Origin of the sequence: Fictibacillus sp. NRS-1165 (assembly GCF_050468105.1) — a bacterium.
Lineage (GTDB): Bacteria > Bacillota > Bacilli > Bacillales > Fictibacillaceae > Fictibacillus_C > Fictibacillus_C terrinigri.
On sequence record NZ_JBDPNU010000039.1, the window covers coordinates 79,924 to 91,665 of the forward strand.

An 11,742-nucleotide genomic window follows, 5' to 3' on the forward strand; every position below is an offset into this window, starting at 1 on the left:
ATAGTTAAAGGGATAACCCTTTAGTCACACAACAAGTTACATAGTCTTTCACGAGCCTGCAAGCAGCTTGCGTGCCGCTCCTTCATCGGTGATCAGCACCTTTTTAGGGCCATGCTTCATGAATGCTGCGATGGCTTCCGCTTTCGAGGAACCTCCTGCAACAGCCATGATAAAATCACTATGTTTCAGGTCATTCAATTGAAGACCTATCGTTCGAACACGATGTACGACTTCTCCCTGGTGGTTGAAGTAATAGCCGAAAGCCTCAGCTACTGCCTTTTCATGTTCCAATTTTTCCAGAACAGCCACAGAAGAATTTCTCCGGTTAGCCATTGTTTTAGCATCGCCAATTCCATGGATGACTATACTTGCTGAGTGTATCAGCTCCATGACTTCTTTTACCCCGGGTTCCTCCATGAGTGAAAGATAAGTCTCTTTGCTCAGCTGATCGGGTAAATGAAGCAGGCGATACTCACCTCTTGCTTTTACTGCCATGGTAGAACAGATGGTGTTTGCCTGATTTTCTACCTTTTCGCCAAGACCGCCTCTGGCTGGGACGAACAGAAGGTCCTGATCTTTGTTTCCAGGAGTCATCATTTCCGCGACAGCAGCAATGGTTGTGCCGCCTGTCACTGCAATGACATTATTACCGTTTAACTCCTGTTTCAACCTTATGACTGCAGCCTTGCCCATTTCATTTTTAATCCAAGGATCTTCATCACTGTCGCCAGGAACGATGATCACTTCAGACAGGTTTAAGTTTTCCCTCAACTTCATTTCTAAAACACGAAGTCCGGACAGTTCATTCATTAGAACTTCGAGTCTCTCTAGAACACTTAAACCGTCAGGCGTCAGCGACATACCACCCGGCAGGATGGAGAGCAAACCCTGTTCTTTCAAAAAACTGACCTCAGCACGGAGAACCCTTTCCGTCATGTTAAGGTTGGCTGCAAGGCTTCGTCTGCCGATGGGTTCATGAAAGCGAACAATTTTTAAAATGCTGTATCGTTTTCTCATTACCTCCAGAAGATCCGGCAAAAGCTTCTTCTGTATTTCTATTAAATCGTCCATCATGCATTCCCCTATCTTGTGTACGGCAGAACATTAAGAGGAGTCCAACAATCAACGGGACATTTATCGTCCCGGATAGCCATTTTACGTCCCAACGAATCTATAAAAAAATGACCTTTGTTTAAGTCTCATTCATTCTAACAATCCTGTGACAACATTTCAACAAAAATTACTTATTAATTGTTAGTAAACGCTTTCTTAATGATTCCTTATGAATCTGCCCGTACTGAATCTCTTCATCCCCTGCTGCAATCACCGGGATCATCAGCCCATATTTTTCGATGAGTTCATCTGATCCGTAAATATCGACCTTGTGGATCTCCATCGGGATTTCCTCTTGAAGCTCCTGTAATATCTTATGTGCTTTGTCGCACAGAGGACAATGATATTTTGTATAAAATGTGATCGAAAGTGGACTCATTTAGTTGTACCCCATTCAAAAAATTTTTATTCCATTCTTATTTTAAATAAAAAAAGCCCATTTAAACAGGGCTTTTTTCAGGAGTATCTTTTTCTTTTGGAAGAGGAAGCGATGTTCAGCTCCTCCCTGTACTTGGCCACCGTACGCCGTGAAATGCTGAGCCCTTTTTTACTGGCCAATATTTCAGAGATCGCTTGATCCGATAAAGGCCTTGATTTATCTTCTTCTTCAATTACTTTTTTGATCGCGAGTTTAGCGGTCTGGGAAGAGGCATTTTCACCGCTTACTGTTTCGATCTTTGCCGTAAAAAACGCCTTTAGTTCAAACGCTCCCCTTGGTGTTTGAATCACTTTGTTTTTAACCGCCCGGCTGACGGTTGATTCATGCATGCCGATCCGGTCTGCTACTTCCCTTAATGTCATGGGAACGAGGTGTTCAGGACCCCTTTTTAAAAAGTTTTGCTGAGCCGAAACAATTTCCTTGGCAATCATGATAAGGGTATTTTTTCTCTGTTCAAGGCTCTTCTGCAGCCATTGGAGCTTTTGATAATGTTCCTGCAAATATTGCGCCGCCCCGCTGGACTTTGACTTTAAGAGATGAGCATAGCTTTCATTTAACTGCACTTTCGGTGTGAAGTGGTCATTGATGGCAAGCTTATACGTTCCGTTGTCTTCGATTACTGAGAGATCCGGGTACAAATAGCCTAATTGACTATGGCTGGATAATTTCCGTCCTGGCTTCGGATCGAGCGTCTGGATAAAGTCAGCCGCTTGCTCTACAGCCTGAACCGTTGTCCCTAGATCTGCAGCAATCTGTTTCAGCTTTCGGGCTGCGAGCTGATCAAGATGGTTGTCGGCGATCCGGTAAGCAAGATCTTCTTCCATTCCTAGAGATTTTAATTGAAGAAGCAGGCATTCTCTCAGGTTCCGGGCTCCGATGCCTGCCGGCTCCAGCTGATGAAGCGAATCAACGGCTTTCTCAAATGTTCCGGAACTGATGCCGAATCGCTTCTTCACCTCTTCTTCCGTTATATCCAGGTAACCGGCTTGATCTATATTTAAGATCAGAAAGCGAATGATTGATCCGATCTCGTCTGATGCAGGTATAGATAGAGCTTGAAAAAGAAGGCGGTCATGCATGGAAACAACGGCAGGCTGCATCATACTGATGACATCGCCATCCTGGTTTGTTTTATTTTTTTGAAGCGCTTTCTTTTTATCGTTATTAAAAAAGGCTGGTGATTCCGATAACTCAATGAGTGGGTTCTCGACCGCTTGTTCTTGTAAAAATTGAGAAAGTTCATAGCAAGGATATTGCAGGATGGCAATGGCCTGGCGCAGCTCTGCAGTCATGACGAGGCTTAAATTCTGTTGTTGAAATAATCCCAGTTCCATTCGAATCCCTCCTGTAACTATGATACTATAGAATGACAGAATGCAACACTCCAAAAGATGAGATATGGAATTAAAGTTTCTTCCAGCGGGTTACCTCCCACTGGCACACTGCCTAAAAAAGGACAATAAAAAAAAGGGCCGTCACTGGCCCTTTTATCACGCTATTAAAGTTTAGTAACGTTAGCTGCTTGAGGTCCGCGAGCACCTTCAACGATTTCGAAAGATACTTCTTGACCTTCGTCTAAAGATTTGAAACCTTCAGATTGGATAGCAGAAAAGTGTACGAATACATCGTCTCCACCTTCAACTTCGATGAAGCCGAATCCTTTTTCTGCGTTGAACCATTTTACTTTCCCGTTTTGCATGGGTATATCCTCCTGTCGGCGCATTAAAGCGCTTTAAAAATTGGAACCATGTGACAATGCTACAAAAACTAAAAGAAAACTTTTGTTTACATCCAGTCGTAATAACACGTTTATGGTCAGCACAACTATATCACGAGAATTTCCAATTGTCAAAACAAGGGTCAGAATTTATTACTGGACACCTTTTGCCAACGGCTTGGGTGCCTGGTACTAATAATTAAATTTTCTGTTTTGGTGCCAGGCACCGAAATCTGATACGATATAAGCAGTTAAATGAAGGAGTGCTGCAACCATGGCTGAACAATTTTCAGTTGCTTTTTTCGAGGAGAATTTCAAACAATACATCGAACGGAACAAAGACGTATTTACAAAATCACACGCAATGAACGCCTATTACCGTTCCATCGTCGGGACCCTCATCAATGACCATTTAAATAAGAACGCAGAGATTGTCCGCCGGATCCGAAATCTCGAAACCGCTTATATGAATATCAAAAATGGCTGATCCTCATTATCTATAAAACTTTTGACGTGCTGCACGTTTAAAACCCGGTCACGCGGGAATGATGATGATAGTCTAAACATATTGTTAAATAAAGGATTGTGAAGCCTCTACATAGAATTATCATCAAAGAAGCTTTTCGTTTGACCTTGTTTGACCTTTTTTGTATGATGTCAGTAACACATGAAAAACACACCATAAAAGGAGGATTATTCATGAATTTAATTCCTACAGTAATTGAACAAACGAACCGTGGCGAACGCGCATATGATATTTACTCCCGTCTGTTAAAAGACCGTATTATCATGCTGGGAAGCGGAATTGACGATAATGTATCCAACTCAATTGTAGCTCAGTTGCTCTTCCTTGCTGCCGAGGACCCTGAAAAGGATATCTCCCTTTACATAAACAGTCCTGGCGGATCCATTACAGCCGGTATGGCGATCTATGATACCATGAATTTCATCAAGCCGAACGTTTCTACGATCTGTATCGGTATGGCAGCGTCCATGGGAGCATTCTTGCTTGCAGCCGGTGAAAAAGGTAAACGTTACGTTCTTCCAAACTCTGAGGTTATGATTCACCAGCCTCTGGGCGGAACACGCGGACAGGCAGCAGATATTGAAATCCATGCTCGCCGTATCATTCAAATGCGCGAACAGCTGAACAAAATTCTTTCTGAAAAAACAGGCCAGCCTTTAGAAATCATTGAACGCGATACTGACCGCGATAACTTCATGCTGGCAGAGGATGCTGTAAAATACGGACTCGTTGACCGTGTCATCACTTCCGTTGAAGATCCTAAGAACGTTTAATTCAAGATTTAAAACAAGAAAGCCGCTCATCTTTTGACGAGCGGCTTTTATTTTGAGGAGAAGAACATGAACCTATACAATGTCCTCGTTTCCATCGGAGTCATTGTCATCTTTATTTTTATTTTGGCGATGTTTGCCCGGACGAAACGATAATGGTTTTTCCGAGCCTTGTTTTACGCAGCAGACAGCCTCCATCATATGACCCTGGCTGGAACTGCACCTATTTTGCCCATAAATGGCCGTCTGTGTCGGCTAACTAAAATAGGACACCCATGACCAATAAAAAAGGCAAAAGCCCTTCGATCAACGAATACGTGCCATCGAATCAGCTTTTGCCCTTTTACTTTTCTAATTTTCATAAAAAACTCTAGTTCTGTTCTGTTATGAAGGCTTCCAGGCCTTTGATCGCTTCTTCTTCATCATTTCCGCTTACAGAGATGGTAATATCCACTCCAGATCCAATCGCCAGGCTCATGATTCCCATAATGCTTTTTGCGTTGACTCGTTTTCCGTCTTTTTCTACAAATACTTCAGAGTTGTAACGGTTCGCTTCCTGCACAAATAAGGCAGCCGGACGGGCTTGAAGTCCGGTTTTTAATTGAACAGTTACCTTCTTTTCAATCATTGCTGTTCCTCCTTACAGATTTTAGTTTTTACTCGTTATTTCGAAATGGGTTTTCCTAGGCGGATTTTGTTAGCGATTTCATCAATTTTCCGAAGCCTGTGATTCACACCCGATTTACTCACGGGACCTGATGAAACCATCTCGCCGAGTTCTTTTAGTGTAATTTCCTGATGGGCAACTCGAAGTTCTGCAATCTCGCGAAGCTTGTCAGGAAGCACTTCAAGTCCAACCTCATTTTCAATAAATTTGATATTCTCGACCTGCCTCATGGCTGCGCCGACCGTTTTATTCAAATTGGCGGTTTCACAGTTCACAAGGCGGTTAACGGAGTTCCTCATATCCTTTAAGATCCGGACGTCCTCAAAATAGAGCATAGCGTTGTGCGCCCCGATCAACGTCAGGAATTCAGATATCTTTTCCCCATCTTTCAAATAAATGATGTACCCTTTTTTGCGTTCGAGCATTTTCGCTTTTAAATCAAAGCTGTTCATCAGCTCGCACAAGGCTGCTGTATGCTCCTCATACATTGAAAAAATCTCGAGATGGTAGCTGGTTTCGGGATGGTTGATCGATCCGCCCGCCAAAAACGCTCCTCTCATGTATGATCGGCGGCAGCAGGAATTCTTTTGAATCTCTTCTGCAATCCCCCGGTTGAACGTGAAGGTTTCATCTATGATATTTAAATCCTCCAGCAGAGCTCTTGCTTCCTGTGTGAGTCTGACGATGTAGACGTTGTTCTTCTTCAGCCTCATTTTCTTCCGGACCAGGAGTTCCACGTGAAAGGAATAAACTCTCTTAATCAATGTATAGATCCGCCTGGCAATGGCAGCGTTTTCTGTTGGAATATCCAGCACGATCTGACGGTTCGAAAAAGAGATCGATCCATTCATTCGGATCAGTGCTGCCAGTTCTGCCTTGGCACAGCAATCTTTCATATCCAGTTTGGTCAGTTCTTTCTTTGTTTCTGCCGCAAAAGACACCTTTTTCACCCCTCTTCTATCCACTTTGGCAACGTGAGGGTTAGACAGCTGGTCAACAGCCTTCAATTCTGAAAAGATTACTTCTTTTCAAGAAGAGAAAGAAGCAATTCAGATACACGTTTCGCATCATGGCGCACTAAAGTGCCATATTGAATTATATTATCACTAATGATGTCAAAACCAAAAGATTTTAAACGGTCCATATCCCAGGTAACCTGCTCGGCTCCCTCTTCCCGGTAAAGTTCTAAAAATTCTTCCGGAATGATTTCATTGTTAACAATGACGACGTCAACGATTTTATCCCCGACGTGATCAATCAGCGCCTGTACATGGTCACTGGCTGAGAAGTGGTTGGTTTCTCCTTTTTGAGTCATAGCGTTACAAACATATACTCTAGGCACCGTTGACTTAAGAACGGCGTCCCGAATACCGCCAACCAGCAAATTGGGGAGAATGCTCGTATAGAGGCTTCCGGGTCCGATGACAATCAGATCCGCGTCATTAATCGCATCAACACTCGCCTTTAAAGGCTCAATATGGTCAGGCGTAAGAAACACACGCTTGATCCTTTTATTGCGAAGAGGGATTTTCGACTCTCCCGTAATAAAAGAACCATCTTCATATTCTGCGTTTAAAATGACGCTTTTATTAGCCGCCGGCAGCACTTGCCCGCGAACATTCAGCACCTTGCTCAGTTCCCTGATCCCCATGACAAAATCTCCGGTGATGTCATGCATGGCAGCCAGAAGCAAATTTCCAAGGGAATGCCCGGTAATGCCGTCACCGGTCGTAAAACGATGCTGAAAAAGCCGTTCCACTAGAGGTTCTACCTCTGAGAGTGCGGCAAGGACGTTGCGCACGTCTCCTGGAGGAGGCATGTCGTAATCTTTTCGGAGGCGGCCGGAGCTCCCCCCATCATCGGCAACAGTTACGATCGCCGTAATGTCTACAGGAAAGCTCTTTAATCCCCTGAGAAGAACGGAAAGCCCGGTGCCTCCTCCCAGAACGACTATTTTTGATATTGGTTTCATTTAAGACTTATCCTTTCCCATGTCCCGGTGGCTGCTCAATGTTACAAATTCTTTGGACAGAGCATTCTTTATATATTCTGCCAGAGCAACCGAACGGTGTTTGCCGCCTGTGCAGCCGATGCCAATAATCAGCTGGCTCTTTCCTTCCCGCTTATATTGAGGAATCATAAAATTCAGCAAGTCGATAAGCTTTTCAAGAAAAGTTTTAGTTTCAGGCCACCGCAATACATATTCTGAAATATCCGGTTCCAGTCCAGTCCTTGGCCGCATGTGGTCAATGTAATGAGGGTTCGGTAAAAACCGCACATCGAATACGAGATCGGCATCGATCGGCATTCCATATTTGAACCCGAACGACATCACGTTTACGGTAAAAGGGTGGGCCTTCTCGGAAGAAAATCGCTCAATTATCTTTTCGCGGAGCTGTATCGGTTTAAGGTCCGTTGTATCGATGACTTGTTGGGCACGGCCTTTTAATTCCTCCAGCATTTCGCGTTCCTGCATGATTCCCTGAAGCGGATTACCGCTTTTCGCAAGAGGGTGCGACCGTCTCGTTTCTTTATATCGGCGGACAAGTGTGGCATCCTTGCTTTCAAGGTAGATAATCTGCGGCTGAATATGAGAGTGGACAGGCAGCTGATCAAGCGTTGTAAACAGCTGGTCAAAGAACTCGCGTCCCCTTAAGTCCATAACGAGTGCTACTTTATTCAGTTTTCCGTCCGACTCTTCCATAAGCTCCACAAACTTAGGCAATAGTGCGGGAGGAAGATTATCAACACAAAAGAAGCCCAGGTCTTCAAAACTCTGCATCGCTACTGTTTTACCTGCCCCTGACATCCCTGTTATAATCACCATTTGAACGTCCTGCTGTTCCATAACCGTTCCCCCCTCTTATTCTATAAATTCGTTGATGTATTGTTTGTGTTTGACCCTGCCTGTGATTACGCCGGATCAAGCCGATAGGACAGCAATTCAAAATCCGGTGTGTAAGTAAACGTGCCAAAAATCATTCCCGTCCCGGTGAGAACATAATCCAAAATATGATGATCTCCCGGCGCCATTGGCAATGAACGGATTTCAGATGCTGGTTTCCAGGCTAGTTTTCCTTCATCGGACTCGGCAAGCGCCTCTCCTTCAGCTTCGGTTGCCAAAAAGGTGAACATCATCCATTCAGAGATAATCTTTTCTTTTTCTTTGATGATAAAGTTAAATACACCCTTAAGCTGAGGGTTTTTGATATAGATTCCTGTTTCTTCACGGTATTCCCGAATGACAGAATCTCGGATCGACTCTTCTGACTCCATTTTTCCGCCAGGTGCAACCCACCAGCCTCTTCTCGGTTTCTGCAAGAGAAGCACTTCGTTTTCTTTAACCAAAACACAGTTTGTTACTCTTTGCACAATGTTCACCTCAATAACCTGTTACATTAACTTTAGTATACTAAAAAATGCCACCCCTCACAATGAACACGCATCTCCATTTTAAGGGATGGAACTAGTATTCCACAAAAAAGGGCGCGGAAGCATTCCGCGCCAAAAGTCTTGCAATTTATAAAAAGGGGGTCAATTTCTTATTATAAATAGTACCCCATTTTTATTTCACCACTGTTACAGTCTGATTAAATCAGAATTACGTTTTTACGCTTTCATTCTCTCTTTTAATTCTTCGACAAAATGCTGTGCCGATTGGGCTGCAATACTTCCGTCACCGGTCGCTGTAACGATTTGGCGAAGCGTTTTTTCCCTTACATCACCTGCAGCAAAAATGCCAGGGATGCGTGTTTCCATCAGCTCGTTCGTTTCAACATAACCCGCTTCGTTTGTTATCCCCAAGTTCACAAAAGCGCCGTTCAGCGGAAGCATGCCTACATAGATGAAGACACCATCTGCTGAAAACTCCCGCTCTTCACCTGTCTCCGTACTCACAAGCGTTAGCTTATTTACTTTATTGTTTTCACCATGTATTTCTTTCACGGTATGGTTCCATAAGAAATCTACTTTCTCATTATCAAAAGCGCGCTGCTGAAGAATTTGCTGGGCACGCAATTTATCACGGCGATGCACGATGGTTACCTTGCTGGCAAAACGAGTAAGGTAAACGCCTTCCTCTACAGCAGAGTCTCCGCCGCCGATGACGACAAGCTCTTTATTCTTAAAGAACGCTCCGTCACAAACGGCACAGTATGAGACGCCGCGTCCGCCAAGTTCTTTTTCTCCTGGAACACCGAGCTTTTTATATTCCGCCCCGGTACCGATAATAATGGATCTTGCCTTAAATTCTTTGCTGCCGGATACAACGGTTTTGTATTCCTCGCCGTCGATGATCTCTTTCACATCACCATAAGCATATTCGGCACCGAATTTTTTTGCGTGCTCAAACATTTTATTGGACAGCTCAGGCCCTAAGATCGTTTCAAAACCAGGATAGTTCTCCACGTCTTCCGTATTGGCCATCTGCCCGCCGGGGATCCCGCGCTCAAGCATCAATGTGCTGAGGTTCGCCCTTGACGTATAGACAGCGGCAGTCATGCCCGCAGGACCTGCACCGATGATAATCACGTCATAAATTTTTTCTTCACTCATCCTGATCCACTCCTTTGATCCTTCCCCAGAACATCTGTCTGCAAATCTTTAGATTGTATTTACATGGTATCGGCCAAAGTCGTTTTCGTCCATCGATTTGCTCAATCTACGCGTTCAAGGCCTCTTTTGATAAATTGAATCCGTGAGGAAAGCATCGAAACCGTTATTCCGTACCGTTCAGCAATCTGGCGCTGAGTTGCACCGTCTTTTCTCTTTTTGGAAACATAATCAATAGCTGCGGCAATCGCTTGATCATTTCTGAGCAGAGAGCTGTCAGAACGAGCCAATATCATCGTTTCCAGCCATAGGAACGTCACATCATCGTCGATGGAAACTCCGTTTTCCTTCAGGATGGCAAGGATACTAAGCCCCCTTGCCACACTTGCAGAGACAGTCTCTATGATCTGCTCTCCATCTTCACCTTGTATTGTAACCTTTGTCCCCGGCATCATCTCTACTAAAAGACTGGCGGCTACTTCTTTAAGGACGGTATGCTCATCCTGCCTCGTGCAAAATTCCTGAAGCATTTCAATGTTTTCTTCGCTATTATTCCCACGCAATAAGGTTAAATGCACCAATTTGTTTTTTTGCAGTTCGCGTGCCACATTGTTGAAGCGCTGCATAAAATCTCTTTTTTGGACATTCTCCTGCTTAACGAAGGAAGGTACTCTGTATTGATAATCAGCACCCGTAACAGCAAGCTCCCCATTCTGAGATTTTTCAAGATAATAAGCAGCAACCTGGCTTTTCGGGTCGAGTTCCTGGGCTTTCAACCAGCAGTTGATCGCACGTTCGGTACGGCCAAGCGCATGGAATGAGACAGCCAGTAGATGAAGATAGGCAGGATCGCTGTAATAATAATGCTTGTTGATGGATGCCAGCCAGCGGTTTGCCCAGGCATGCTCATTAAAGATGCCGAACGTGCTGCCGAGCTTATAGCGGTGGTCAGGATGAATCGGGTAAACCTTTTTCATTCCCTCAACCAGTTGAGCTGCTTCTTCTTTTTTGCCTAATTGTTCATAAAAAATAGCAAGATTGCAAAGTGCGTTCAAATTGCCCGGATTTTTCTCCAGGATCGAAGTCAGTACATTCAACGCTTCTTCATACTCATTCAAATAAAAATGGGTCAGAGCAAGATTATTATAAGCAGCCCAAAACGTTGGATGCTTGATGATGAGTTCTGCCAGCTGTTTTTTTGCTTCTTTCAACTCGCCTTTTTCAATGCTGTGGCGGGCCTCCTCATGGCCGATGATCAATTCCTCTTCCTCTGTTAACGGTTCACTTCCGTTCTCAAAATGAATGAGATCCAGCAGTTCCAAGGCATCGTCTACGAATTCACCGTCAGGATCTTTCTTCATATAGAGTGATGCGTACGTCTCCGCTTCTGAAAACATGCCCAAATGCGCATAGTTATTCGCCATAAAAAAGTAACACTCACTAATATCCTGTCCCATGGATTCCAGCACCTGCTCTAAATACAGGTTCGATTTATCATATTCACCCAGCTCGGCTAATGTGGATGCGAGCTGGCAATAAAAGGCCGGTTCTTCGGGCTGCAAATATACAGCTCGTTCAAATAATTTTTTTGCTTTATCTAAATCCTTTTTCTGGTAAGCTTTTATCCCCCGTTGAAAGTAATATTCTCCATCCTGCATGAAAGGAAGTATGCGCATGTCACTTTCCGCGTGATTTTCCTTTTTCATTCTTTCCTCCAATTCTATGTAAAAAGCAGATTACATAGCCTTTATTTCTAGCCGTTCGTTTTCAACCCAAAAAAGTATACCACACACCAAATGCGTGTTGCATACCCTTTTTATAACTTAGTCAAGGAAACTTTCGACAAAGCTTATATGAAGATTTTATTTTAATCTATGAATCGTTAAAAAACAGCAAGCAAATTAAAAAATATCTGTTCTTTTGACAGAAAACCACCGTTTTAGACTGACCTAGCGATTT

The 11,742-nt window shown here is 43.8% G+C and carries 13 protein-coding genes; 2 read left to right on the plus strand and 11 right to left on the minus strand.

Features of this window, described 5'->3' with window-relative positions; translation table 11 throughout:
* Positions 1 to 48: 48 nt before the first annotated feature.
* From ABHN01_RS17450 to cspD, 4 genes are all read right to left on the minus strand, one after another.
* Entirely contained in the window at positions 49 to 1,071 is a 1,023-nt protein-coding gene (locus ABHN01_RS17450; RefSeq protein WP_429876574.1) for a sugar-binding transcriptional regulator, read from the minus strand.
* Between the two features lie 169 nt (positions 1,072 to 1,240).
* Complete coding sequence (locus ABHN01_RS17455; RefSeq protein WP_290398278.1) at positions 1,241 to 1,492, minus strand: glutaredoxin family protein; 252 nt, start codon at positions 1,490 to 1,492, stop codon at positions 1,241 to 1,243.
* Between the two features lie 77 nt (positions 1,493 to 1,569).
* Positions 1,570 to 2,886 (minus strand): RNA polymerase factor sigma-54, encoded by a 1,317-nt coding sequence (gene rpoN / locus ABHN01_RS17460; RefSeq protein ID WP_429876575.1) that lies wholly within the window; start codon positions 2,884 to 2,886, stop codon positions 1,570 to 1,572.
* 164 nt (positions 2,887 to 3,050) lie between these two features.
* Positions 3,051 to 3,251: a cold-shock protein CspD gene (cspD, locus tag ABHN01_RS17465; RefSeq protein WP_061971998.1), complete on the minus strand. Its 201-nt coding sequence runs from the start codon at positions 3,249 to 3,251 to the stop codon at positions 3,051 to 3,053.
* 292 nt (positions 3,252 to 3,543) lie between these two features.
* Here cspD and yvfG point away from each other — a divergent pair, with 292 nt between their 5' ends.
* Complete coding sequence (gene yvfG, locus ABHN01_RS17470; RefSeq protein ID WP_290398276.1) at positions 3,544 to 3,756, plus strand: protein YvfG; 213 nt, start codon at positions 3,544 to 3,546, stop codon at positions 3,754 to 3,756.
* Positions 3,757 to 3,968: 212 nt separating this feature from the next.
* Positions 3,969 to 4,568, plus strand: a complete 600-nt coding sequence (gene clpP, locus ABHN01_RS17475) for an ATP-dependent Clp endopeptidase proteolytic subunit ClpP (RefSeq protein ID WP_290398275.1) — start codon at positions 3,969 to 3,971, stop codon at positions 4,566 to 4,568.
* 367 nt (positions 4,569 to 4,935) lie between these two features.
* On the opposite strand, the gene ABHN01_RS17480 is transcribed toward clpP, so the two are convergent.
* The 7 genes from ABHN01_RS17480 to ABHN01_RS17510 form a co-directional block, all read right to left on the minus strand.
* Positions 4,936 to 5,193, minus strand: coding sequence for an HPr family phosphocarrier protein (locus ABHN01_RS17480; protein WP_290398274.1), 258 nt, complete (start codon positions 5,191 to 5,193; stop codon positions 4,936 to 4,938).
* A gap of 35 nt (positions 5,194 to 5,228) precedes the next feature.
* A complete protein-coding gene (whiA, locus tag ABHN01_RS17485; RefSeq protein ID WP_429876576.1) occupies positions 5,229 to 6,173 on the minus strand; it encodes a DNA-binding protein WhiA in 945 nt (314 codons plus the stop codon).
* Between the two features lie 77 nt (positions 6,174 to 6,250).
* On the minus strand, positions 6,251 to 7,204 hold the full coding sequence (locus ABHN01_RS17490) for a gluconeogenesis factor YvcK family protein (RefSeq protein ID WP_429876577.1): 954 nt from the start codon (positions 7,202 to 7,204) through the stop codon (positions 6,251 to 6,253).
* Positions 7,205 to 8,080: an RNase adapter RapZ gene (rapZ, locus tag ABHN01_RS17495; protein WP_290398271.1), complete on the minus strand. Its 876-nt coding sequence runs from the start codon at positions 8,078 to 8,080 to the stop codon at positions 7,205 to 7,207. It abuts the gene before it with no gap.
* A gap of 65 nt (positions 8,081 to 8,145) precedes the next feature.
* A complete protein-coding gene (locus tag ABHN01_RS17500; RefSeq protein WP_290398270.1) occupies positions 8,146 to 8,604 on the minus strand; it encodes an 8-oxo-dGTP diphosphatase in 459 nt (152 codons plus the stop codon).
* Positions 8,605 to 8,841: 237 nt separating this feature from the next.
* Entirely contained in the window at positions 8,842 to 9,786 is a 945-nt protein-coding gene (gene trxB, locus ABHN01_RS17505; RefSeq protein ID WP_290398269.1) for a thioredoxin-disulfide reductase, read from the minus strand.
* 101 nt (positions 9,787 to 9,887) lie between these two features.
* Positions 9,888 to 11,489: a tetratricopeptide repeat protein gene (locus ABHN01_RS17510; RefSeq protein ID WP_429876578.1), complete on the minus strand. Its 1,602-nt coding sequence runs from the start codon at positions 11,487 to 11,489 to the stop codon at positions 9,888 to 9,890.
* Positions 11,490 to 11,742 lie beyond the last annotated feature (253 nt).

Coding starts and splice junctions, on each gene's coding strand:
- clpP (WP_290398275.1), top strand. CDS start 3,969: ATGAATTTAATTCCTACAGTAATTGAACAAACGAACCGTGGCGAACGC.
- rapZ (WP_290398271.1), bottom strand. CDS start 8,080: ATGGAACAGCAGGACGTTCAAATGGTGATTATAACAGGGATGTCAGGG.
- cspD (WP_061971998.1), bottom strand. CDS start 3,251: ATGCAAAACGGGAAAGTAAAATGGTTCAACGCAGAAAAAGGATTCGGC.
- rpoN (WP_429876575.1), bottom strand. CDS start 2,886: ATGGAACTGGGATTATTTCAACAACAGAATTTAAGCCTCGTCATGACT.
- trxB (WP_290398269.1), bottom strand. CDS start 9,786: ATGAGTGAAGAAAAAATTTATGACGTGATTATCATCGGTGCAGGTCCT.
- ABHN01_RS17480 (WP_290398274.1), bottom strand. CDS start 5,193: ATGATTGAAAAGAAGGTAACTGTTCAATTAAAAACCGGACTTCAAGCC.
- ABHN01_RS17450 (WP_429876574.1), bottom strand. CDS start 1,071: ATGGACGATTTAATAGAAATACAGAAGAAGCTTTTGCCGGATCTTCTG.
- yvfG (WP_290398276.1), top strand. CDS start 3,544: ATGGCTGAACAATTTTCAGTTGCTTTTTTCGAGGAGAATTTCAAACAA.
- ABHN01_RS17510 (WP_429876578.1), bottom strand. CDS start 11,489: ATGAAAAAGGAAAATCACGCGGAAAGTGACATGCGCATACTTCCTTTC.
- ABHN01_RS17490 (WP_429876577.1), bottom strand. CDS start 7,204: ATGAAACCAATATCAAAAATAGTCGTTCTGGGAGGAGGCACCGGGCTT.
- ABHN01_RS17455 (WP_290398278.1), bottom strand. CDS start 1,492: ATGAGTCCACTTTCGATCACATTTTATACAAAATATCATTGTCCTCTG.